Annotated in this window: 24 protein-coding genes; 19 read left to right on the top strand and 5 right to left on the bottom strand. The window is 61.4% G+C overall.

The features are described 5' to 3' along the window. Positions 1-75: 75 nt before the first annotated feature. Positions 76-1,344, bottom strand: coding sequence for a malic enzyme-like NAD(P)-binding protein (locus ATI14_RS09170; protein WP_016972718.1), 1,269 nt, complete (start codon positions 1,342-1,344; stop codon positions 76-78). Positions 1,345-1,637: 293 nt separating this feature from the next. Further along, positions 1,638-1,856: a 50S ribosomal protein L31 gene (rpmE, locus tag ATI14_RS09165; RefSeq protein WP_010213765.1), complete on the bottom strand. Its 219-nt coding sequence runs from the start codon at positions 1,854-1,856 to the stop codon at positions 1,638-1,640. A 271-nt stretch (positions 1,857-2,127) separates the two neighbouring features. Here rpmE and ATI14_RS09160 point away from each other — a divergent pair, with 271 nt between their 5' ends. The 10 genes from ATI14_RS09160 (at position 2,128) to ATI14_RS09115 (ending at position 15,100) form a co-directional block, all read left to right on the top strand. Next, positions 2,128-4,347: a primosomal protein N' gene (locus ATI14_RS09160; RefSeq protein WP_016972719.1), complete on the top strand. Its 2,220-nt coding sequence runs from the start codon at positions 2,128-2,130 to the stop codon at positions 4,345-4,347. Between the two features lie 204 nt (positions 4,348-4,551). Beyond that, complete coding sequence (gene argS / locus ATI14_RS09155; protein WP_016972720.1) at positions 4,552-6,288, top strand: arginine--tRNA ligase; 1,737 nt, start codon at positions 4,552-4,554, stop codon at positions 6,286-6,288. Between the two features lies 1 nt (position 6,289). Next, a complete protein-coding gene (locus ATI14_RS09150; protein WP_016972721.1) occupies positions 6,290-6,991 on the top strand; it encodes an SPOR domain-containing protein in 702 nt (233 codons plus the stop codon). Positions 6,992-7,287: 296 nt separating this feature from the next. Continuing rightward, a complete protein-coding gene (hslV, locus tag ATI14_RS09145; protein WP_016972722.1) occupies positions 7,288-7,818 on the top strand; it encodes an ATP-dependent protease subunit HslV in 531 nt (176 codons plus the stop codon). Positions 7,819-7,854: 36 nt separating this feature from the next. After that, entirely contained in the window at positions 7,855-9,192 is a 1,338-nt protein-coding gene (gene hslU, locus ATI14_RS09140) for an ATP-dependent protease ATPase subunit HslU (RefSeq protein ID WP_016972723.1), read from the top strand. A gap of 161 nt (positions 9,193-9,353) precedes the next feature. Continuing rightward, entirely contained in the window at positions 9,354-9,731 is a 378-nt protein-coding gene (locus ATI14_RS09135) for a gamma-butyrobetaine hydroxylase family protein (protein WP_016972724.1), read from the top strand. A gap of 248 nt (positions 9,732-9,979) precedes the next feature. Next, entirely contained in the window at positions 9,980-11,659 is a 1,680-nt protein-coding gene (gene phaC, locus ATI14_RS09130; protein ID WP_016972725.1) for a class II poly(R)-hydroxyalkanoic acid synthase, read from the top strand. 165 nt (positions 11,660-11,824) lie between these two features. Then, a complete protein-coding gene (gene phaZ, locus ATI14_RS09125) occupies positions 11,825-12,670 on the top strand; it encodes a poly(3-hydroxyalkanoate) depolymerase (RefSeq protein ID WP_016972726.1) in 846 nt (281 codons plus the stop codon). A gap of 100 nt (positions 12,671-12,770) precedes the next feature. After that, positions 12,771-14,453, top strand: a complete 1,683-nt coding sequence (gene phaC, locus ATI14_RS09120) for a class II poly(R)-hydroxyalkanoic acid synthase (protein ID WP_031320131.1) — start codon at positions 12,771-12,773, stop codon at positions 14,451-14,453. A 26-nt stretch (positions 14,454-14,479) separates the two neighbouring features. Continuing rightward, positions 14,480-15,100 (top strand): TetR/AcrR family transcriptional regulator, encoded by a 621-nt coding sequence (locus ATI14_RS09115; protein ID WP_016972728.1) that lies wholly within the window; start codon positions 14,480-14,482, stop codon positions 15,098-15,100. Between the two features lie 143 nt (positions 15,101-15,243). Here ATI14_RS09115 and ATI14_RS09105 read toward each other — a convergent pair whose 3' ends face one another. From ATI14_RS09105 to ATI14_RS09095, 3 genes are all read right to left on the bottom strand, one after another. Beyond that, positions 15,244-16,254 carry a phasin family protein gene (locus ATI14_RS09105; protein WP_016972729.1) on the bottom strand — a complete coding sequence of 337 codons (1,011 nt, stop codon included), beginning with the start codon at positions 16,252-16,254 and terminating at the stop codon, positions 15,244-15,246. A gap of 12 nt (positions 16,255-16,266) precedes the next feature. Beyond that, positions 16,267-16,689 (bottom strand): phasin family protein, encoded by a 423-nt coding sequence (locus tag ATI14_RS09100; protein WP_016972730.1) that lies wholly within the window; start codon positions 16,687-16,689, stop codon positions 16,267-16,269. Positions 16,690-16,794: 105 nt separating this feature from the next. Further along, entirely contained in the window at positions 16,795-17,070 is a 276-nt protein-coding gene (locus tag ATI14_RS09095) for a polyhydroxyalkanoic acid system family protein (protein WP_016972731.1), read from the bottom strand. Positions 17,071-17,215: 145 nt separating this feature from the next. Here ATI14_RS09095 and ubiE point away from each other — a divergent pair, with 145 nt between their 5' ends. From ubiE to ATI14_RS09050, 9 genes are read left to right on the top strand one after another with little or no spacing between them, the layout of a single operon-like run. Next, positions 17,216-17,986 carry a bifunctional demethylmenaquinone methyltransferase/2-methoxy-6-polyprenyl-1,4-benzoquinol methylase UbiE gene (ubiE, locus tag ATI14_RS09090; RefSeq protein ID WP_016972732.1) on the top strand — a complete coding sequence of 257 codons (771 nt, stop codon included), beginning with the start codon at positions 17,216-17,218 and terminating at the stop codon, positions 17,984-17,986. Beyond that, a complete protein-coding gene (locus ATI14_RS09085) occupies positions 17,986-18,609 on the top strand; it encodes a ubiquinone biosynthesis accessory factor UbiJ (RefSeq protein WP_016972733.1) in 624 nt (207 codons plus the stop codon). The genes ubiE and ATI14_RS09085 overlap by 1 nt, the downstream gene beginning before the upstream one ends. Continuing rightward, positions 18,606-20,210, top strand: coding sequence for a ubiquinone biosynthesis regulatory protein kinase UbiB (ubiB, locus tag ATI14_RS09080; RefSeq protein WP_016972734.1), 1,605 nt, complete (start codon positions 18,606-18,608; stop codon positions 20,208-20,210). The genes ATI14_RS09085 and ubiB overlap by 4 nt, the downstream gene beginning before the upstream one ends. Positions 20,211-20,251: 41 nt before the next feature. Beyond that, a complete protein-coding gene (gene hisI, locus ATI14_RS09075) occupies positions 20,252-20,644 on the top strand; it encodes a phosphoribosyl-AMP cyclohydrolase (protein WP_016972735.1) in 393 nt (130 codons plus the stop codon). Between the two features lie 2 nt (positions 20,645-20,646). Then, entirely contained in the window at positions 20,647-20,979 is a 333-nt protein-coding gene (locus ATI14_RS09070) for a phosphoribosyl-ATP diphosphatase (RefSeq protein WP_003209299.1), read from the top strand. A gap of 25 nt (positions 20,980-21,004) precedes the next feature. Beyond that, the gene (locus tag ATI14_RS09065; RefSeq protein ID WP_080520644.1) at positions 21,005-21,283 is read left to right on the top strand and encodes a twin-arginine translocase TatA/TatE family subunit; all 279 of its coding nucleotides are present in this window, start codon (positions 21,005-21,007) and stop codon (positions 21,281-21,283) included. A 10-nt stretch (positions 21,284-21,293) separates the two neighbouring features. Then, a complete protein-coding gene (gene tatB, locus ATI14_RS09060; RefSeq protein ID WP_016972737.1) occupies positions 21,294-21,710 on the top strand; it encodes a Sec-independent protein translocase protein TatB in 417 nt (138 codons plus the stop codon). Then, the gene (gene tatC, locus ATI14_RS09055) at positions 21,707-22,498 is read left to right on the top strand and encodes a twin-arginine translocase subunit TatC (protein WP_016972738.1); all 792 of its coding nucleotides are present in this window, start codon (positions 21,707-21,709) and stop codon (positions 22,496-22,498) included. Before tatB ends, tatC begins: the two co-directional genes overlap by 4 nt. After that, positions 22,495-23,202, top strand: a complete 708-nt coding sequence (locus tag ATI14_RS09050) for a 16S rRNA (uracil(1498)-N(3))-methyltransferase (RefSeq protein WP_016972739.1) — start codon at positions 22,495-22,497, stop codon at positions 23,200-23,202. The genes tatC and ATI14_RS09050 overlap by 4 nt, the downstream gene beginning before the upstream one ends. Positions 23,203-23,333 lie beyond the last annotated feature (131 nt).

The following is a 23,333-nucleotide window of genomic DNA, read 5'->3' as shown; positions in this document are numbered from 1 at the left end:
GGCCGTGGTCATCCAGCCACAAAAAAAGCCCCGACTCGCAAGAGCCGGGGCTTTTTGTTGGTGCGCTACAACGGCTTAGCCGTTGAACACATCATCCACGCTTTTGAGCGGGTAGTGCTTCGGATACGGCAGGGTGGCCACGCCGGTCTCGATGGCGGCTTTGGCCACGGCATCGGAGATCAGGGTGATCAGGCGCTTATCCATTGGTTTCGGAATGATGTACTCACGGCCGAATTCCAGCTTGATACCGCCGTAGGCGTCGCACACTTCCTGAGGTACCGGCAGCTTGGCCAGTTCACGCAGGGCGTTGGCGGCAGCGACTTTCATCTCTTCGTTGATGCGCTTGGCGCGAACGTCCAGGGCACCACGGAAGATGAACGGGAAGCCCAGCACGTTGTTGACCTGGTTCGGGTAGTCCGAACGGCCGGTGGCCATGATCACGTCGCTGCGTGTGGCGTGAGCCAGCTCTGGCGAGATTTCCGGGTCCGGGTTGGAGCACGCGAACACGATCGGGTTGGCCGCCATGGACTTCAGGCCTTCGGCGCTCAGCAGGTTCGGGCCGGACAGGCCGACGAACACGTCTGCACCGTCGAGAGCATCAGCCAGGCTGCGCTTGTCGGTGGCGTGGGCAAACATCGCCTTGTACTGGTTCAGGTCGGTACGCTCGGACTGAACAACGCCCTTGCTGTCGACCATGAAGATGTTTTCCAGCTTGGCACCCATGCTCACCAGCAACTTCATGCAGGAGATGGCAGCCGCACCGGCGCCCAGGCAAACGATCTTGGCGTCAGCCAGGGTCTTGCCGGCGATTTCCAGGGCGTTGATCATGCCGGCCGCGGTGACAATCGCGGTGCCGTGCTGGTCATCGTGGAATACCGGAATGTCGCACTGCTCGATCAGGGCCTTTTCGATCTCGAAGCACTCAGGTGCCTTGATGTCTTCCAGGTTGATGCCACCGAAGGTGATGGAGATGCGCTTGACGGTGTCGATGAAAGCCTGCGGGCTTTCGGAATCGACTTCGATGTCGAAAACGTCGATGCCGGCAAAGCGCTTGAACAGCACGCCTTTACCTTCCATGACTGGTTTGGAAGCCAATGGGCCGAGGTTACCCAGGCCGAGGATCGCGGTGCCATCGGAAATCACTGCAACCAGGTTGCCTTTGCCGGTGTACTTGTACGCCAGTTCAGGGTCGCGGGCGATTTCACGTACGGGCTCGGCAACACCAGGGCTGTAGGCCAGCGACAGGTCGCGGGCAGTGGCAGTGGCTTTGGTGAGCTCTACACTCAGCTTTCCTGGACGAGGATTGGCATGATATTCGAGAGCGGCAGTTTTCAAATCAGACATATCGGCATTCCGCTTTTACTGTTGGTCGACGGACCGCCGAGGATACGCGTGTCGTAAAGTCCCTACAAGACTGGGCAGTCACAGGTGTCAAGGGCCCTGCGCTACGACTTTTGGCCAAGAGCCACGGGATACAAGGGCTCAACTGTTCACAATCAACTCAAAAAATGTCTACAATTTTTTCTTCAAAGACGGCTTGTTGGGTGCATGGTCAAATTTCGGGTACAAAAAAGGCGTCCATCAGGGACGCCTTTTTCATCAGCATGGAAAGCCGCAGCTTTCCAGGTTGATCGGCCTTAGGCCTTTTTGGCACCGAAAGCACCGAAACGGTCAGCAAAGCGCTGTACACGGCCGCCGGTGTCCAGAGTTTTCTGCTTACCGGTGTAGAACGGGTGGCACTCGTTGCATACGTCAGTACCCAGTGGCTTGCACAGGTTCGAACGGGTTTCGAACTTGTTGCCGCAGCTGCAGGTAACTTCGATGGTTTCGTACGCTGGATGGATATCGGCTTTCATGGTGTCTTCCTCGGGCTAGCGTGCCGCCACTCGACACTATTGTCGAATACCGCACGTAATTAGGCCGCGGATTCTACCAGACCTTTTTAATCGCGCAAGCGGCGGTGCCAGCCGAATCCACACATATAAGCCCCTTTCATCAGAAAAACCCCCTGATTCACCATGGTCAGTGTGGGGGCCTTCCTGCACCCGACACGGGACACCCCCACCGCAGGTCTGCTAGGCTCCCGCCCCTGCACCATCGCCTGCCTATATAGATGAGACCCCCCGCGTGCCCGACGCCATTTTGCGCCTAGCCCTGCCCTCACCCCTGCGCCGCCTGTTCGATTATCGAGCGCCGGCCGGCGTGCTGCGGGCCCAGTTGCAGCCGGGCATGCGCGTGCGCGTGCCGTTCGGGCGCCGGGAAATGATCGGCATTCTGGTGGAAGTGGCCGACCACAGCGAAGTCCCGGCGGAAAAGCTCAAGCCTGCGCTGGCCATTCTCGACACCACACCGCCGCTGCCGCCCGCCCTGTTCAAGCTGTGCCTGTGGACCGCCCAGTATTACCAGCACAGCCTGGGCGACACCTTGAGCTGGGCGCTGCCGGTGCTGTTGCGCCAGGGCGAACTGGCCGAAGCGCGCCAGGAACGTTTCTGGTCGATGGCGCCCGACGCGCGCCTCGACGACCCGCGCATCGCCCGCGCCCCGCGCCAGCGTGAGGCCCTGGCAACCCTGGCCCAGCACCCTCACGGCGTGGCCCATCAGCTGTTAAGCAAGCTGATGCTGAGCAAAGACAGCCTTGACCTGCTGCTCGCCAAAGGCCTGGTGCAAGTGGAGATCCGCAAGCACGCCCCCGACCCGCGCCACGAACACTGGCTGGCTCAGCCGGAATTGCCGCTGAACCCCGAGCAACGCGCAGCCTACGAAGCCATTCGCGCCGGTTTCGACAGTTTCCACGCGTTCCTGCTGGCCGGCGTCACCGGCAGCGGCAAGACCGAAGTCTATTTGCAACTGATTCGCGAAACCCTGCAGGCCGGCAAGCAGGCGTTGGTGCTGATCCCCGAGATCAACCTCGGCCCGCAAACCCTTGCGCGCTTCGAACAACGCTTCAATGCACGCATCGCCCTGGTGCACTCGGCAGTCAATGACCGTGAACGCCTGGAATCCTGGCTGGCGGCGCGCGATGGTGAGGCCGACATTATTATCGGCACCCGTTCGGCACTGTTCACCCCGATGAAAAACCCCGGGCTGATCATCATCGACGAGGAGCACGACGGCTCCTATAAACAGCAGGAAGGCCTGCGGTACCACGCCCGCGACCTGGCATTGGTACGCGCACGCCAGGAAGACATCCCGATTGTGCTGGGCTCGGCCACGCCCTCCCTGGAAAGCCTGCACAACGCCTACACCGGCCGGTATGGCCTCCTGCGCCTGAACGAGCGTGCCGGCGGCGCCAGGCAGCCGCGCTTCCTGCGCCTGGACGTAAAAAGTCGCCCGCTGGACAGCGGCATTTCCGGCCCCATGCAGCAAGCCATCGGCCAGACCCTCGCCGCCGGCCAGCAAGTCCTGGTGTTTCTCAACCGCCGAGGCTTTGCGCCGACGCTGCTGTGCCACGACTGCGGCTGGATGTCCGAGTGCGAACGCTGCGACGCGCGCATGACCGTGCACCAGCGCCATGGCGAGTTGCGCTGCCACCATTGCGGCCATGTAGAGCGCACGCCGCGCCACTGCCCGCAGTGCGGAAAAGTCGACTTGCGCCCCGTGGGCGCGGGCACCGAGCGCGCCGAAGAACGCCTGGGCATTCTGTTCCCGGATTACCCGGTATTGCGGGTCGACCGCGACAGCACCTCGCGCAAAGACGCAATGAACCAACTGTTCGCCACGATTCAGAAAGGCCAGCCGTGCATCCTCATCGGCACACAGATGCTTGCCAAAGGGCACCACTTTCCACGGGTGACGCTGGTGTCGATTCTGGATGCCGACGGCGGCCTGTTTTCCGGTGATTTCCGCGCCAGCGAGCGCATGGCGCAACTGATCGTGCAGGTCGCAGGCCGCGCCGGGCGTGCCGAAGAGCCGGGCAAAGTGATTATCCAGACGCACCTGGCCGACCATCCGCTGCTGATTCAACTGACAGAACAAGGCTACTTTGCCTTCGCCGAACAAGCGTTGAGCGAACGTCGTTCCGCCGGTTTGCCACCCTTCTCGCACCTGGCCCTGCTGCGTGCCGAAGCTCACAAACCGGGGCAGGCCGAAGGGTTTCTGGATGAGGCCTGCAGCGCCGCCGAGGGTTTGCTGGGCGAACTGGGCCTTAACGGCATCGAATTGCTCGGACCGGTGCCCGCGCCCATGGAACGCCGCGCCGGGCGTTATCGCGCTCAGCTACTCTTGCAGGCAACCTCCCGCGCGCCGCTGCATCGGCTGTTAAGTAGCTGGTTGCTTGCGCTGGAGCAAATGCCCAGTGGCCGGCAGGTGCGATGGTCGCTGGATGTGGACCCGGTGGACTTGTATTGATAGAAATTGCCTTATCGCAGGCAAGCCAGCTCCCACATGTAAAAGTATTCACCCAGCAAAATGTGGGAGCGGGCTTGCCCGCGATGAGGCCCGCAGGTCTGCCATCTGGTCTGAACGGTTGGCAAGCCCGCCCTCGCCACGGATAATGCCCAGTTTTTCCACCTGCGCATCGCGCGCCGCCGCTTGCGGTCGAAAGAGAACACCATGAAAGACACCATTCGCCAGCTGATCCAACAAGCCATCACCCAACTCGTCAACGAAGGTGTGTTGCCTGAAGGCCTGACGCCGGCGATCCAGGTGGAAAACACCCGCGATAAAACCCACGGCGACTTCGCCAGCAACATCGCCATGATGCTGGCCAAGCCTGCGGGCATGAAACCGCGCGACCTCGCGGAAAAAATCATCGCCGCGCTGCCGGCCGACGACAGCGTGACCAAGGCCGAAATCGCCGGCCCAGGCTTCATCAACTTTTTCCAGAACACGCAGGCTCTGGCCTCGCGCCTGGACGCGGCCCTGGCAGACGCCAAAATCGGCGTGCGCAAGGCCGGCCCGCTCGAGCGCGTAGCCATTGACCTGTCGGCACCGAACCTGGCCAAAGAGATGCACGTGGGCCACCTGCGCTCCACCATCATCGGCGACGGTGTGGCGCGGGTGCTGGAATTCCTCGGCGACACCGTGATCCGTCAGAACCACGTGGGCGACTGGGGCACCCAGTTCGGCATGTTGATGGCCTACCTGCAGGAAAATCCGATCACCAGCAACGAGCTGTCGGACCTGGAAAACTTCTACCGCGCCGCGAAGAAGCGCTTCGACGAATCCGAAGAGTTCGCCGATCGCGCCCGTGGCCTGGTGGTCAAGTTGCAGGCCGGCGACGAAGAATGCCTGGCGCTGTGGAACCGCTTCCGTGAGATCTCCCTGTCCCACTGCCAGGAAATCTATGAGCTGCTCAACGTCAAGCTGACCATGGCCGACGTGATGGGCGAAAGTGCCTACAACGACGACCTGATCAACGTGGTCAACGACCTCAAGGCCAAGGGCCTGCTGGTTGAAAGCAACGGCGCGCAGTGCGTGTTCCTCGAAGAATTCAAGACCGCCGACGGCGAGCCGCTGCCGGTGATCATCGTCAAGGCCGATGGCGGCTACCTCTACGCCACCACTGACCTCGCGGCCGTGCGCTACCGCAGCGGCGTACTGAAAGCCGACCGCGCCCTGTACTTCGTTGACCAGCGCCAGGCCCTGCACTTCCAGCAAGTGTTCGAAGTGGCGCGTCGCGCGGGTTTCATCACCCACCCGATGCACATGGAACACATGGGCTTCGGCACCATGAACGGCGCCGATGGCCGCCCGTTCAAGACCCGCGACGGCGGCACCGTGAAGCTGATCGACCTGCTGACCGAAGCCCAGGAACGCGCCTACAACCTGGTGAAGGAAAAGAACCCGGAGCTGGCCGAGGCCGACCTGCGTAACATTGCCCGCGTAGTGGGCATTGGCGCGGTGAAATACGCCGACCTGTCCAAACACCGCACCAGCGACTACAGCTTCAACTTCGAGCTGATGCTCAACTTCGAAGGCAACACCGCGCCGTACCTGCTGTACGCCTACACCCGAGTGGCCGGCGTATTCCGCAAACTGGGCAAGGACTTCAGCGAAGTCGAAGGCCAAATCAACCTTGAAGCGCCCCATGAGCAGGAACTGGCCGCCAAGCTCGCGCAATTCGGCGAAGTACTGAACAGCGTTGGCGAAAAAGGCACGCCGCACATCCTGTGCACCTATCTGTATGAAGTCGCGGGGCTGTTCTCCAGCTTCTACGAGAATTGCCCGATCCTCACTGCCGACGACGAAGCCCAAAAGCAAAGTCGCCTGCGCCTCGCCGCACTGGCTGGACGGACCCTCAAGCAAGGCCTGGAACTGTTAGGCCTGGAAACTCTGGAGCGTATGTAAGTTGGCTGCCAAGAAAAAACCTGCACCCAAGCGCGGCGCCAGCCGCTACCAGGCCCCGGCGAAGAAGCCGATTCCGGGCTGGCTGTGGATGGCCATCGGCTTGGCGGTCGGTGCGTTCGTCGTGATTCTGATGAAGCTGGAGCCGGGCAAGGGCGATGACGTCAAGCGCGTCAAGCAGGAGCAGCAGAAGGCCACCAAAATCGCCGAAGCCAACAAGACGGCGCCGAGCCCGACGGCACCCGTGAAGCCGAAATATGACTTCTACACGCTGCTGCCGGAATCGGAAGTGATCGTGCCGCCTGACGCGGTGCCGGAGAAAACCCTGCCGACGCCACAAGTGCCGACCACCCCGGTCACGCCTGCGGAAGCGGCGAAGATCGACACGGCGCGGGCGCAAGCCGCGCTGGCCGGGATCACCCCGCCGCCACCGCCGCCGGTGGCCACCACCAAGGCTGCGCCGGTGACCAAGTTCTTCCTGCAGGCGGGCTCGTTCCCGAAACAGGCGGATGCGGACCGTGTGCGAGCGCAGATCATTCTGCTGGGCCAGGCCGTGACGGTTGAGTCCGGCACGGTGAAGGATGCCACCTGGTATCGCGTGCTGGTGGGGCCATTCAGCAACCGCGAACAACTGACTGTGGCGCAGAAGCAATTGGCCGGTGCAGGGTTTAGCAACCTGTTGTTACAACAACGCCAGAGCCGCTGACTTACAGTCAACACAGATCAACTGTGGGAGCTGGCTTGCTGTGGCGAGCAAGCTTGCTTGCGCTGGGGTGCGAAGCGCCCCCAAAAAGCCGGCTCCAGCTGCGCTGTCGAACGGGAGCAAGCTCCCTCGCCACAGCAAGCCAGCTCCCACATTTGGTTTTGAGGTGTTCTCAAAAATGTGTCAGACAGGTGAACACCACTCGTCCGCACACCCGTCCTACGGTTGAAATCCCCCCCGCCACCCCCATATGAGTTTCCATCAGGGCATTTTCGCCCCGCTGCGTGGAGACTCTCCCCTTGACCACCATCGTTTCAGTACGTCGCCACGGCAAAGTCGTCATGGGCGGCGACGGCCAGGTTTCCCTTGGCAACACCGTGATGAAAGGCAACGCCAAGAAAGTGCGTCGCCTGTACCACGGCCAAGTGCTTGCAGGCTTCGCCGGCGCTACCGCCGACGCCTTCACCCTGTTCGAGCGTTTCGAAGGCCAGCTGGAAAAACACCAGGGCCACCTCGTGCGCGCCGCCGTCGAACTCGCCAAAGAATGGCGCACCGACCGCTCCCTCAGCCGCCTGGAAGCCATGCTGGCTGTGGCCAACAAAGACGCGTCCCTGATCATCACCGGCAACGGCGATGTGGTTGAGCCGGAACACGGTTTGATCGCCATGGGATCCGGCGGTGGCTACGCACAGGCAGCCGCCAGCGCACTGCTGAAGAAAACCGACCTGTCGGCCCGTGAAATCGTCGAAACCGCCCTGGGTATTGCCGGCGATATCTGCGTGTTCACCAACCACAACCTGACCATTGAGGAGCAGGACCTCGCCGAGTAAGCCGTAGGCTTATTCCGCTTGAGGCCGCCAAACACTATGTCCATGACTCCCCGCGAAATCGTCCATGAACTTAACCGCCATATCATCGGCCAGGACGATGCCAAGCGCGCCGTAGCCATTGCGTTGCGTAACCGCTGGCGCCGGATGCAACTGCCCGAAGAACTGCGCGTTGAAGTGACGCCCAAGAACATCCTGATGATCGGCCCGACCGGCGTCGGTAAAACCGAAATCGCCCGTCGTCTGGCCAAGCTGGCCAACGCGCCGTTCATCAAGGTCGAAGCCACCAAGTTCACCGAAGTGGGCTACGTGGGCCGCGACGTCGAATCGATCATCCGTGACCTGGCCGACGCCGCCCTGAAAATGCTGCGCGAACAGGAAGTGACCAAAGTCAGCCACCGCGCCGAAGACGCCGCCGAAGAGCGCATCCTTGACGCCCTGCTGCCACCGGCACGCATGGGGTTTAACGAAGACGCCGCGCCGGCCTCGGATTCCAACACTCGCCAGCTGTTCCGCAAGCGCCTGCGTGAAGGCCAGCTGGACGACAAGGAAATCGAGATCGAAGTCGCCGAAGCCGCAAGCGTCGACATTTCTGCACCGCCTGGCATGGAAGAAATGACCAGCCAGTTGCAGAACCTGTTCAGCAACATGGGCAAAGGCAAAAAGAAAAGTCGCAAGCTCAAGGTGAAGGACGCGCTGAAGCTGGTGCGCGACGAAGAAGCCGGGCGCCTGGTCAATGAGGAAGAACTCAAGGCCAAGGCTCTGGAAGCCGTTGAGCAACACGGCATCGTGTTTATCGACGAAATCGACAAGGTGGCCAAGCGCGGCAACTCCGGTGGCGTGGACGTGTCCCGCGAAGGCGTACAGCGCGACCTGCTGCCGCTGATCGAAGGCTGCACCGTGAACACCAAGCTCGGCATGGTCAAGACCGACCACATCCTGTTTATCGCCTCCGGTGCGTTCCACCTGAGCAAGCCAAGCGACCTGGTGCCGGAGCTGCAAGGCCGCCTGCCGATTCGCGTGGAACTCAAGGCGCTGACCCCGGGCGACTTCGAGCGCATCCTCAGCGAGCCGCACGCTTCGCTGACCGAGCAATACCGTGAGTTGCTGAAAACCGAAGGTCTGGGCATCGAGTTCCAGCCGGACGGCATCAAGCGCCTGGCGGAAATTGCCTGGCAGGTGAACGAGAAGACCGAGAACATCGGTGCACGCCGCCTGCATACGCTGCTTGAGCGCTTGCTGGAGGAAGTGTCCTTCAGCGCCGGCGACATGGCCGGTGCGCAGAATGGCGAGGCGATCAAGATCGACGCCGATTACGTCAACAGCCACCTGGGCGAATTGGCGCAGAACGAAGATCTGTCTCGTTATATCCTGTAAGCCATCTGCCTGTGACAGCGGGCTTGTGTGGGAGCTGGCTTGCCTGCGATAGCATCACCGCGGTGTGACTGACACACCGCAGTGCCTGCATCGCGGGCAAGCCCGGCTTCCACACAAGCAAGCTCCCACATTGTTGAGCCGGTTTCTTCAGGATTATCGCCATGACCAAATTTCCCACTGCCGTAAACCTGCACAAAACCTCCAACACTCTCGGCCTCACCTACGGCCCCGACGAGGTCTACCAGCTCCCCGCCGAGCTGCTGCGCACCCACTCGCCTTCCGCCGAGGTCCAGGGCCACGGCAAACCCATCCTGCAATTCGGCAAGCTCAACGTGCGCTTGACCAAAATCGAACCGGCCGGTCAGTACGCACTGAAATTGACCTTCGACGACGGGCATGACAGCGGCTTGTTCACCTGGGACTACCTCTACCAACTGGCCGTGCGTCAGGACGCGCTGTGGGCCGACTACCTGGCCGAACTCAAAGCGGCTGGAAAAACCCGCGACCCGAGCGAGTCGGTCGTGCGGCTGATGCTCTAACCCGGCGGTCTTGCTCTTTAGAGAGCATTTTCTAATTTCATCTGCTTGAATGCCCTCTCTTGTGGCCAACGATTGGCCTGCTTGCGAAAAAAATTAAACTCGGGTAACCAATGGAACTGGCAAGTTCCCTGCATTTGACGATGCGGTATTAACGGTCACCCGAGTCGCGTACCTGGCTTGTGCTGTGTATCGAAACCTGGTGCACAGCGGTACCCGGTACTCGTCTTTCGGACAATGGAGCGTCGTAGATGAGTAACAAGAACAACGATGACTTGAAACGCCAGGCCTCGGAAAACACCCTGGGGCTGAACCCGATCATCGCGTTACGAAAAAAGGATTTACTCGCCTCGGCGAAGATGGTGCTGACCCAAGCCATCAAACAACCGCTGCACAGCGTCAAGCATGTCGCCCACTTTGGCGTCGAACTCAAAAACGTGATGTTCGGCAAATCTGCACTCGCGCCCGAAAGCGACGACCGCCGCTTCAACGACCCGGCGTGGAGCCAGAACCCGCTCTACCGGCGCTACCTGCAAACCTACCTGGCGTGGCGCAAGGAACTGCACGACTGGATCGGCGACAGCAACCTGTCGGAACAGGACATCAGCCGTGGCCACTTCGTGATCAACCTGCTGACCGAGGCCATGGCCCCCACCAACACCACGGCCAACCCGGCGGCGGTCAAACGTTTCTTTGAAACCGGCGGCAAAAGCTTGCTCGACGGTTTGTCCCATCTGGCCAAAGACCTGGTGCACAACGGCGGCATGCCGAGCCAGGTGAACATGGGCGCGTTTGAAGTCGGCAAGACCCTGGGCACCACCGAAGGCGCGGTGGTATTTCGCAATGACGTGCTGGAGCTGATCCAGTACAAGCCGATCACCGAACAAGTGCACGAGCGCCCGCTGTTGGTGGTGCCGCCGCAGATCAACAAGTTCTATGTATTTGACCTGAGCCCGGACAAGAGCCTGGCGCGCTTCTGCCTGCGCAACGGCCAGCAGACCTTTATCGTCAGCTGGCGCAACCCGACCAAGGCTCAGCGCGAGTGGGGCCTGTCGACCTACATCGAGGCGCTCAAGGAAGCGGTGGATGTGGTCACGGCGATCACCGGCAGCAAGGACGTCAACATGCTCGGCGCCTGCTCCGGCGGCATCACCTGCACCGCGCTGCTGGGCCACTATGCGGCGCTGGGCGAGAAGAAGGTCAACGCCCTGACCTTGCTGGTGAGCGTGCTGGACACCACGCTCGACACCCAGGTGGCGCTGTTCGTCGACGAACAGACCCTGGAAGCCGCCAAGCGCCACTCTTACCAGGCCGGCGTACTGGAAGGCCGTGACATGGCCAAAGTGTTCGCCTGGATGCGCCCCAACGATTTGATCTGGAACTACTGGGTCAACAACTACCTGCTCGGCAACGAGCCGCCGGTGTTCGACATCCTGTTCTGGAACAACGACACCACACGTTTGCCGGCTGCCTTCCATGGCGACCTGATCGAGCTGTTCAAGAACAACCCGCTGGTGCGCGCCAATGCCCTGGAAGTGTGCGGCACGCCGATCGACCTCAAGCAAGTCACCGCCGACATCTACTCACTGGCCGGCACCAACGACCACATCACGCCGTGGCAGTCCTGCTACAAGTCGGCGCAGTTGTTTGGCGGCAAGGTGGAGTTTGTGCTGTCGAGCAGCGGGCATATCCAGAGCATCCTCAACCCGCCGGGCAACCCCAAGGCGCGCTACCAGACCAGCGACAGCCTGGCGTCAAAGCCGCTGGACTGGCAGGAAAACGCCACCAAGCACACTGACTCCTGGTGGCTGCACTGGCAGGCGTGGCAGGCGGATCGGGCGGGCAAGTTGAAGAAAGCGCCTACGAGTCTGGGTAATAAAACCTATACCGCAGCCGAAGCGGCGCCGGGTACTTATGTGCACGAACGATAAGCAGATGTTTGGTTGAAATGTAGCCCCTGTGGGAGCTGGCTTGCCTGCGATAGCGGTGGGCCAGCTGTTGATGGGCTGGCAGCAAAAATGCCATCGCAGGCAAACCAGCTCCCACAGGGACCGCATCGCCCATAAGACTTTCGCACCACCTGACAGGGCTTGAGCATGCCGCAACCGTTCATCTTCCGTACCATCGACCTGGATGGCCAGACCATCCGCACGGCGGTACGCCCGGGCAAGCCTCACTTGACGCCGCTGCTGATTTTCAACGGCATCGGCGCCAACCTTGAGCTGGTATTTCCGTTCGTCCAGGCACTGGACCCGGACCTGGAAGTGATCGCCTTCGACGTGCCGGGCGTGGGCGGTTCATCTACGCCCAGCGTGCCCTATCGCTTTCCCGGCCTGGCCAAGCTCACCGCGCGCATGCTCGATTACCTGGACTACGGCCAGGTGAATGCGGTGGGTGTGTCCTGGGGCGGTGCGCTGGCGCAGCAGTTTGCCTATGACTACCCGGAGCGCTGCAAGAAGTTGATCCTGGCGGCCACGGCGGCGGGAGCGGTGATGGTGCCCGGCAAGCCGAAAGTGCTGTGGCTGATGGCCAGCCCGCGCCGTTATATCCAACCATCCCACGTGGTGCGCATTGCACCGATGATTTATGGCGGCTCGTTCCGCCGCGACTCGAAACTCGCCGCCGAACACGCCAGCAAAGTGCGCTCCGCCGGCAAGCTCGGGTACTACTGGCAACTGTTCGCCGGGCTGGGCTGGACCAGCATTCACTGGCTGCACAAGATCCGCCAGCCGACGCTGGTACTGGCTGGCGACGACGACCCGCTGATTCCGTTGATCAACATGCGCATGCTGGCCTGGCGCATTCCCAACGCGCAGTTGCACATTATCGATGACGGGCACCTGTTCCTGATCACCCGGGCCGAGGCCGTGGCGCCGATCATCATGAAGTTTCTCGAAGAGGAGCGCCTGCGCGCCGTGATTCACCCGCGACCCGCGATTTAGAGGTTCAAGGTCAGGACGACCTGCCGCGCAACTCCGGCAAAACCGACTATGGTTCTGAACTGGCGTGCCTGTTGATGGCTTGACGAAGGAGTGTTGGCTCATGCGAGAAAGACCCGTGACGAACCCGGCGCCCACCCCTGCCGCGTTCATCAACGCGCAAAACGCGATCACCGGCCTGCGTGGCCGCGATTTGCTGTCGACCCTGCGCAGTGTCGCCGCCCACGGCTTGCGCAACCCTGTGCACACTGCCCGGCACGCCCTGGCACTCGGCGGCCAGTTGGGCCGCGTGTTGCTGGGGGAAACCGTGCATGAGCCCAACCCCGGCGACAGCCGCTTTGTTGACCCGACCTGGACACTCAACCCGCTGTACCGTCGCAGCCTGCAAGCCTACCTGGCCTGGCAGAAGCAGACGCGCCACTGGATCGACGACAGCACGCTGAGTGCCGACGACCGTGCCCGCGCGCACTTTGCCTTCTCCTTGCTCAATGACGCGGTGTCGCCGTCCAACACCCTGCTCAACCCGCTGGCCGTCAAGGAACTGCTCAACTCCGGCGGCAACAGCGTGGTGCGCGGCGTGAGCAACCTGTTCGAAGACCTGCTGCACAACAATGGCCTGCCACGCCAGGTGAGCAAGCACGCGTTCGAGGTCGGCAAGACGGTGGCGACCACTCCCGGCTCGGTGGTGTTTCGCAATGAGCTGCTGGAGCTGATCCAGTACAAGCCCATGAGCGAAAAGCAGTACGCCAAGCCGCTGCTGATCGTGCCGCCGCAAATCAACAAGTACTACATTTTCGACCTGAGCCCGGCCAACAGCTTCGTGCAGTACGCGCTCAAAAACGGCCTGCAGACGTTCATGATCAGTTGGCGCAACCCGGATGTGCGCCATCGCGAATGGGGCCTGTCCACCTACGTGGCAGCGCTGGAAGAAGCGCTCAACGTATGCCGGGCCATCACGGGTGCGCGCGAGGTCAACCTGATGGGCGCTTGCGCCGGCGGGCTGACCATCGCCGCGCTGCAAGGCCATTTGCAGGCCAAGCGCCAGTTGCGCCGCGTCTCCAGCGCCAGCTACCTGGTGAGCCTGCTGGACAGCCAGATCGACAGCCCCGCCATGCTGTTTGCCGATGAGCAGACCCTGGAGGCCGCCAAGCGCCGCTCCTATCAACAAGGCGTGCTCGACGGCCGTGACATGGCCAAGGTGTTCGCCTGGATGCGTCCCAACGACCTGATCTGGAATTACTGGGTCAATAACTACCTGCTCGGCAAGGAACCGCCGGCCTTCGACATCCTGTACTGGAACAACGACAACACGCGCCTGCCCGCCGCACTGCATGGCGACCTGCTGGACTTCTTCAAGCACAACCCGTTGAGCCACGCGGGCGGGCTGGAGGTGTGCGGCACGCCCATCGACTTGCAGAAGGTCACGGTCGACAGCTTCAGCGTGGCCGGCATCAACGACCACATCACGCCGTGGGACGCGGTGTATCGCTCCACCCAATTGCTGGGCGGCGACAAGCGCTTTGTGCTGTCGAACAGCGGGCATGTGCAGAGCATCCTCAACCCGCCCGGTAACCCCAAGGCCAACTACGTTGAAAATCCCAAGCTGAGCAGCGACCCGCGCGCCTGGTACTACGACGCCAACCACGTCGAAGGCAGTTGGTGGCCGCAGTGGCTGGAGTGGATTCAACAACGCTCGGGCGTGCAACGCGAAACCCTCACTGCCCTGGGCAACCAGAATTACCCACCGATGGAAGCAGCGCCGGGCACTTACGTGCGGGTGCGCTGACTCAACGATCACATTAAGAAGACTGGATGAAGACCCGCGACCGTATCCTTGAATGTGCCCTGCAGTTGTTCAACCACAAGGGCGAACCGAACGTGTCGACCATGGAGGTGGCCAACGAAATGGGGATCAGCCCCGGCAACCTCTACTATCACTTTCATGGCAAGGAGCCGCTGGTGCTCGGGCTGTTCGAGCGCTTCCAGTGCGAGCTGGCGCCGCTGTTGGACCCGCCTTCCGACGCGCAGCTGGAGCCTGAGGATTACTGGCTGTTCCTGCACTTGATCGTCGAGCGCATGGCCCATTACCGGTTTCTGTTTCAGGACCTGTCCAACCTGGCCGGGCGCTTGCCGAAGCTGGCCAAGGGCGTTCGCAACCTGCTCACGGCGCTCAAGCGCACACTGGCCTCGTTGCTCGCGCGATTGAAGGCGGCAGGGCAATTGGTCAGCGGTACCCAGGCGTTGGGGCAACTGGTGGAACAGATCACCCTGACCCTGCTGTTTTCGCTGGACTATCAGCGGATTCTGGATCGCGAAGGTGAGGTACGGGTGGTGGTTTACCAGATCATGATGCTGGTGGCGCCGCATCTGCTGCTGCCGGCACGGCAGGCAACCGAGAAGTTTGCCCTGAAATATCTGGATGACATCGATTAAACCTGTGGGAGCGGGCTTGCCCGCGATAGCGGTGGATCAGCCAATATCCATGTGACTGAGACTCCGTCATCGCGGGCAAGCCCGCTCCCACAAAAAAATGCCCGACCTTCGCAGGCCGGGCATTTTGTTGTGCCCTGAAAAAATCAGGACTGACTGGAGGGCGTCGGGGTTACCGGCGTTGCAGTCGGGGCGGTAGCAGCGTGAGTCGGTGCGGACACCGAGTTGGCTGTCGAAGCCGCTGGCGCAGGTGTTGCGGGCTTGGCCGCAGCAGCTGGCTTTGGAGCGGCCGGCTTTTTGGCTGCTGCAGGCTTCTTCGCGGCAGCTGGTTTGGCCGCTGGCTTGGCAGCTGCAGGTTTTGCAGCGGCAGGCTTGGCGGCAGGTTTCGCAGCAGCAGGCTTGGCAGCCGGTTTGGCGGCGGCCGTTTTAGCGGCGGGCTTGGCTGCCGGTTTTGCGGCTGGCTTGGCTGCAGCTTTTGCGGCGGGTTTTGCAGCTGGCTTGGCAGCGGCTTTAGCGGCCACGGGTTTCGCGGCTGGCTTGGCAGCTGGTTTCGCGGCGGCCGTTTTCGCAGCTGGCTTGGCGGCAGGTTTTGCCGCTGCTTTGGCCGGTGCCTTGGCAGCAGGTTTTGCGGCAGCTTTTGCAGCCGGTTTGGCGGCAGCTTTAACCAGAGGCTTGGCGGCGGTTTTGGTAGCCGGTTTGGCAGCCGCGGTTTTAGCGGCAGGCTTGGCAGCCGGTTTGGCCGCTGCAGGTTTGGCCGCAGCCACTTTGGCGCCAGTGAGTTTTTCAATTTGCCTGGTCAGGGTATCGACCTTGCTGTGCAGCGTCTTCAGCTCTGCCTTGCTCGGCACGCCCAGTCGCGAAATGGCACTGTTAAGGCGCTTGTCGAAAGTTTCTTCCAACTTGCCCCAGGTGTCAGAAATGCTCGACTTGGCGGAACCGGCAGTTGCCTTGGCCGCTTCAACTTTTTTTCCGACCGTGCTTTTAGTCAACTTCTCGGCCTTCTCGCCGTCTTTGACCAAAGTCTCGAAGTATTTGCCGCCGTCACTGCTAACCTTCGAGTACACGCCTAAACCAGCAAGCCAGATCTTACGGGAATATTTTTCAACTTCCCCGACCCACGAGCTGCCTTCTTTCTGAGTAGTCTTTTTAACAGCCATCCCGATGTCTCCTTAGTGTTTACGCGCGACACGTTCTAGCAATGTCGTCAGCTCTTCGAGCTTAGCAGAGAGTGTCTCAACGTCATGTTTAGACGCAATGCCGATCCGATTCAAGGCACTTGCAACACGCGTGTCAAAAGCTTTTTCAACTTTATCCAGTTGAACTTCTACCAAACCTTTGACGCTTGAGACATTACTCTTTACTTGGTCAATCTGACTGTTGGCGGCATCAAGTTGTTCAACCACAACTTTTTTGCCTTTACTTTCAACATGTTGACCACTCTTAACGAGCTCTTTGAAGTACTCGCTGCCTTCGCTGCCGACCTTGGCATAGGCGCCAAGTCCTGCCAGCCAGATCTTGCGGGCATAGCTTTTTACGTCACTCAGGGCAGTGGACTGAACGTCGGTTTTTTTCTTCAAAATAACTTTGGCCATGGTGCACCTCACGCAGATTAGGGTGGAGGAACGGCCCGCAGGAGTTGAGGGCTTGGGCACAAAGTAGGCAGAAAAATTAGAATCGGCACCCTAAGAACAGGCCAATCACGCCAGCGCCTTATCCAGGGCCTTCTCGATTTCGGACTTGATGGTGCCACTCATGGCCGACATCAACAGGCCCAGTTCCACATCAATGCGCAGCGAATCTTCAGCGACCAAAACGCTGCCCTTAACCCCCGACCGTTTGAGGTTCAGGGTATCGCCGGACCACGTCGGCTCCAGGCCATATTGCTCTTTGAGTTTGCTCGCCAACTTCTCGGCTTTCGCCCGTGCGCCTTCCTTGCCCAGGGTATGTGCACGTTCAACGGTAATACGCGCCATTGCAATGACTCCTCTTTATAACGACTGGGAACACCCGCCATGCGGCAAAAGGCCTCGGTGACCACCTATCTTACCGTCAGCCTTGCCAAGACAAAGCGGGTCGTGGGGATTATCATGTCCCGCATTCTCTTTTGGTGACAGCGATATGACTGATCAGCGCAAAGGCAGCGATGCCGAACCCACCACTCACTTCGGCTTCAAGAACGTTCCGGAAAGCCAGAAAGCGGAAAAAGTCGCTGAGGTGTTCCACTCGGTGGCGGCCAAGTACGACCTGATGAACGATGTGCTCTCCGGCGGCATGCACCGCCTGTGGAAGCGCTTCACCATCGAGTTGTCGGGCGTTCGCCCTGGCAACCGCGTGCTGGACATCGCCGGCGGCACGGGCGACCTCGCGGCCAAGTTCTCCAAGCTGGTGGGCCCTACCGGCCAAGTAGTACTGGCCGACATCAACAGCTCGATGCTCAAGGTCGGCCGCGACCGCCTGCTGGACAAAGGCGTGGCGGGCAATATCGAGTTCGTCCAGGCCGACGCTGAAAAGCTGCCGTTCCCGGACAACCATTTCGACTGCGTGACCATCGCCTTCGGCCTGCGCAACGTCACCCACAAGGAAGACGCGATCCGTTCGATGCTGCGCGTGCTCAAGCCGGGTGGCCGCCTGCTGGTGCTGGAGTTCTCCAAACCGACCAACGCGGTGATGTCCAAGGTCTACGACACCTACTCGTTCGCCTTCATGCCGCTGGTGGGCAAGCTGGTGCTCAACGACCCGGACAGCTACCGCTACCTGGCCGAATCGATCCGCATGCACCCTGATCAGGAAACCCTGAAGTCGATGATGGTGGAGGCCGGTTTCGACCGCGTGACCTACCACAACATGACCTCGGGCATCGTCGCCCTGCACCGCGGCATCAAGCCCTGATGCTGCTCAAGGGCCTTCTCGCCAGCGTGGAACACGGCCTCAACCGTGTGCTGCGCCTGGACAGCACCGCCTTGGCGCGGCTCGCGCACTTGAACGGCAAGGTGATTGCCGTCGACTGCCGCAGCCCCGCCTTGCAGCTGTTTATCCTGCCCGGCGATGAAGGCTTGCTGCTGGCCACCGATTGGGCGGCCGAAGCCGACTGCACCCTGCGTGCGCCGGCGTCGAGCCTGCTGCACCTGGCCGTGAGCCGCAGCAAAACCACGATCCTGCACAGCGCCGAAGTGGAACTGGAAGGCGACAGCGCGGTGCTGATGGACCTCGCCGCCGTGCTGCAAGACCTGGAGCTGGACTGGGAGTACGAGCTGTCACGCTGGATCGGCCCCGTCGCCACCCAGTTGATCAGCGGGCACCTGCGCAGTCGCACGCGCTGGTACCAGCAAGGGTTCGCCAGCCTCAACCAGAACCTCGCCGAATACCTGAGCGAAGAATCGCGCACCCTGGTCGGAGAACGTGAAGCGCAAGCGCGCTTTCGTGAACTCGACAAGGCCAAAATCGACCTGGAACGCCTTGAGGCGCGCTTCGAGCGCCTGAGCCGTTCCCTTGATCCAAGCGATAACGCATGAAGCTGCTCGCCGTCCGCCGTTTGTTTCGTATCCAGCGCGTCGTAATCCGCTACCGCCTCGATGACCTGCTGTTTGCCCTGCCCCTGCCGTGGTTTTTGCTCGCCGTGCGCTACGTGCTGCCGTGGCGCTGGTTCCCGCGCAAACCGCTCGAGCTGAGCCGTGGCGCGCGCCTGCGCCTGGCCCTGCAGGACCTGGGGCCGATCTTCATCAAGTTCGGGCAGATTCTTTCGACCCGTCGCGACCTGCTGCCCGAAGACATCGCCGACGAGCTGATGTTGCTGCAGGACCGGGTGCCGCCGTTCGACTCGCAACAGTCGATGAAGCTGATCGAAGAACAGCTGGGCAAGAAAATCAGCGACGTGTTCAGCCGCTTCGACGTCGACCCGCTGGCCTCGGCTTCGGTGGCGCAGGTTCATGCTGCACAATTGAAGACCGGCGAAGAAGTGGTGGTGAAGGTGATCCGCCCGGGCCTCAAGCCGATCATCGGCCAGGACCTGGCCTGGCTGTTCATCCTCGCCCGCGCCGCCGAGCGTTTCAGTGCCGATGCACGCCTGCTGCACCCGGTGGATGTGGTCGCCGATTACGAAAAAACCATCTACGACGAACTCGACCTGCTGCGCGAAGCCGCCAACGCCAGTCAGCTCAAGCGTAATTTCGAAGGTTCGCCCCTGCTCTACGTACCCCAGGTGTATTGGGATTGGTGCCGCCCGAAAGTGCTGGTGATGGAGCGCATCTACGGCGTGCAGGTCACCGACCTGGCCACCCTCGCCGACCAGCGCACCGACATGAAGATGCTGGCCGAACGCGGCGTGGAGATCTTCTTTACCCAGGTGTTCCGCGACAGCTTCTTCCACGCCGACATGCACCCCGGCAACATCTTCGTCAGCACCGTGAACCCGTGGAGCCCGCAGTACATCGCGATCGATTGCGGCATCGTCGGCAGCCTGACCCCGGAAGACCAGGACTACCTGGCCCGCAACCTGTTCGCCTTCTTCAAGCGCGACTACCGCCGCGTGGCGCAGTTGCACATCGATTCGGGCTGGGTGCCGGCCGAAACCAAGCTCAACGAATTCGAAGCGGCAATCCGCACCGTGTGTGAGCCGATCTTCGAAAAACCGTTAAAAGATATTTCCTTCGGCCAAGTGCTGATGCGCCTGTTCCAGACCGCGCGACGCTTCAATATGGAAGTGCAGCCGCAGCTGGTGTTGCTGCAAAAAACCTTGCTGAACATCGAGGGCCTGGGCCGCCAGCTGTACCCGGACCTGGACCTGTGGAACACCGCCCAGCCGTTCCTGGAACGCTGGATGCGCGAGCGCATGAGCCCGAAAACCGTACTGGGCAACCTGCACAGCCAAATGGAACAACTGCCGCATTTGGCCAACATGACCCGCGACCTGCTGGAGCGCATGTCCCAGCCCCACGCCAAGGACCCCGCCCCGCCGTGGAAAAAGCGCAAGGACGACTGGTTCCTGCGCCTGCTGGGCGCCGCGCACCTGGTAGGCGGCGTGATGCTCGCCATCGGCGGCCCGCTGAACGGGCTGGGCCACTGGCCGGCGGGCATTATGGTCGCCGTGGGTGTTTATCTGATCGTGCGTCGATAGCCAATCCGGTTATACACTGTCGCAAATTGCCGGAGCGGAACATGAAAGACTGGCTGGACGAGATCAAGTGGGACAGTGACGGCCTGGTGCCGGCCATTGCCCAGGACTACAAGACCGGGCGCGTGCTGATGATGGCCTGGATGAACCGTGAGGCCCTGAGCCTGACTGCCGCTGAGCAGCGCGCCATCTACTGGTCACGCTCGCGTGGCAAACTGTGGCGCAAGGGCGAAGAGTCCGGGCATGTGCAGACGTTGCACGAGATGCGCATTGACTGCGACGCCGACGTGGTGATCCTCAAGGTCGAGCAGATCGGCGACATCGCCTGCCACACAGGCCGTCACAGCTGCTTCTATCGCGTGTTCGAGGACGGCGCGTGGAAGACCGTCGAGCCGGTGCTCAAAGACCCGCACGCCATCTACTCGGCAGGACACTGAACATGAGCGATACCCTGAACCGCGTGGCCCAGGTGCTGGAAGACCGCAAGGGCGCGGACGCCGACAGCTCCTATGTCGCCAGCCTGTACCACAAGGGCTTGAACAAGATCCTGGAAAAACTCGGCGAAGAATCCGTCGAGACCATCATTGCAGCCAAGGACGCACAAATCAGCGGCGACTGCAGCGATGTCATCTACGAAACCGCTGATTTGTGGTTCCACAGTCTGGTCATGCTCGCCCAACTGGGGCAGCATCCGCAGGCAGTGCTGGATGAACTGGACCGCCGCTTCGGCCTGTCCGGGCATGCCGAAAAGGCCTCGCGCCCGTCCGCCTGAATAACTTTCACAGAGGAATTGCAGCATGGGCATTTTTGACTGGAAACACTGGATCGTCATTCTGGTAGTGGTGGTACTGGTGTTCGGCACCAAGAAACTCAAGAACCTGGGCACCGACGTGGGCGAGTCGATCAAGGGCTTTCGCAAAGCCATGAACGACGATGAGAAACCGGCTGATCCGGTTGTCACCCCAGTGCCGCCAGCCCAGCCTGTGCACCCGCAGGCCACCCAGCCGATCACCGAGCGTCGTACCTTCGACGTGCAGGCTGAAAAAATCGAAGAGCCGACCCGCAAAGACTCGTGAGCACTGACTAATGTTTGGTATCAGCTTCTCTGAACTGCTCCTCGTCGGCCTTGTTGCCTTGCTGGTACTCGGGCCGGAACGCCTGCCCGGTGCCGCACGCACGGCCGGCCTTTGGATCGGGCGCCTGAAACGCAGTTTCAACGCCATCAAACAGGAAGTTGAACGGGAAATCGGCGCCGACGAAATCCGCCGGCAACTGCACAACGAACATATTCTGTCGCTGGAGCAGGAAGCGCGGAAGATTCTGTCGCCCGTGCAGGAGCCGGCCAAACCGGCCGAGCCCGTGGCCGAAAACAGCATTGCGCCCGCGCCTGTCGTTGACGCCACCCCCGTTGCGCCGGCCCCAGCCGCGCCAACCCAGCCTGCGCCGACGCCCGTGGCGTCGCCCGCGCCCCATGACCCTACATTGCCGCCGCGAGCCCCATGAGCGCTGATAAACCGGAAAACGACCAGCACATGCCGCTGGTTTCGCACCTCACCGAGCTGCGTACCCGCCTGCTGCGTTGCGTAGCGGCCATCTTCATCATCTTTGCCGGGCTGTTTGCCTTTACCCAGCAGATTTACACCTTCGTCTCCACACCGCTGCGTCATTATTTGCCGGCGGGCGCGACGATGATCGCCACCGATGTGTCGTCGCCGTTTCTCACGCCGTTGAAGCTGACCATGATGGTCTCGCTGTTCCTGGCGATCCCGGTAATCCTGCATCAGATCTGGGGCTTTATCGCGCCAGGCCTGTACAAGCATGAGAAACGCATCGCTGTGCCGTTGCTGGTGTCGAGCATCCTGCTGTTCTACACCGGCATGGCGTTCGCTTACTTCCTGGTGTTCCCGCTGATCTTCAAGTTTTTCGCCGCCGCCACCCCGGCCGGCGTGGAAATGATGACTGACATCACCAGCTACCTCGACTTCGTGATGACGCTGTTCTTCGCCTTTGGCGTGGCCTTCGAAATCCCGGTGGCGGTGGTGTTGCTGGTGTGGATCGGTGTGGTCGACGTCAAATACCTGAAGAAAATCCGCCCGTACGTGATCATCGGCTGCTTTGTGGTCGGCATGATCCTCACACCGCCGGACATCTTCTCGCAGACGTTACTGGCCGTGCCGATGTGGATGCTGTTCGAGATCGGCATCCTCTTTGGCAGCCTGATCAGCAAGCGTGGCGAACACCCGGATGACCAACCCGCCGACGACGACCAGCCGCCAGCGACCCAGCCGTGAACCTGCTGCTGCTTGAAGAAGCCGACTTTATTGCGGCTGACCGGGTGGTGCTGCGTGACCGGCGCCTGGTGCATATGCAGGACGTCCACCGCGCTGCCGTCGGCGACAGCCTGCGTGTGGGCCGTATTGGCGGGCTGATGGGCAATGCGCAGTTGCTGCGCCTGGAGGCCCGCGAGGCCGAGTTACAGGTCAGTTTCGACCAGCCGCCCCCGGCCAAACTGCCCCTGACCCTGTTACTCGCGCTGCCTCGCCCGAAAATGCTGCGCCGCGTACTGCAAACCGTGGCCGCGATGGGCGTGCCCACAGTGGTGTTGGTCAAGAGTTACCGCGTGGAAAAGAGCTTCTGGCAAACGCCGTTCCTGGAGCCCGAGGCGGTCCGCGAGCAATTGATCCTCGGCCTGGAACAAGCCCGCGATACCGTGCTGCCGGAAATCATCATCGAAAAGCGCTTCAAGCCCTTCGTCGAAGACCGCCTGCCGGCCATGACTGCCGGCAGCCTCGGCCTGATCGGCCACCCCGGCGACTACCCGCCCTGCCCGCGCGGGCTGAATGAACCTGTCACTCTGGCCATTGGCCCGGAAGGTGGCTGGATTCCGTACGAGGTGGATTTGCTGACCAAAGCCGGTTTGCAACCGGTGCAGCTTGGCGCACGCATCCTGCGCGTCGAAACCGCCGTCACCGCCCTGCTCGCCCGCCTGTTCTGAAACAAACCTAAAGCCTGAGCTGGCTCGTGTGGGAGCTGGCTTGCCTGCGATGCAGACACCTCGGTATCTCAGACAGATCCGGTTGATGCCATCGCAGCGGTGCGGCGATCCGACAAGCCAGCTCCCACACT

Origin of the sequence: Pseudomonas tolaasii NCPPB 2192, from assembly GCF_002813445.1 — a bacterium.
Lineage (GTDB): Bacteria > Pseudomonadota > Gammaproteobacteria > Pseudomonadales > Pseudomonadaceae > Aquipseudomonas > Aquipseudomonas tolaasii.
Note: the sequence above shows the minus strand (reverse complement) of the source record. Positions and strands in the feature narration are given on the sequence as shown.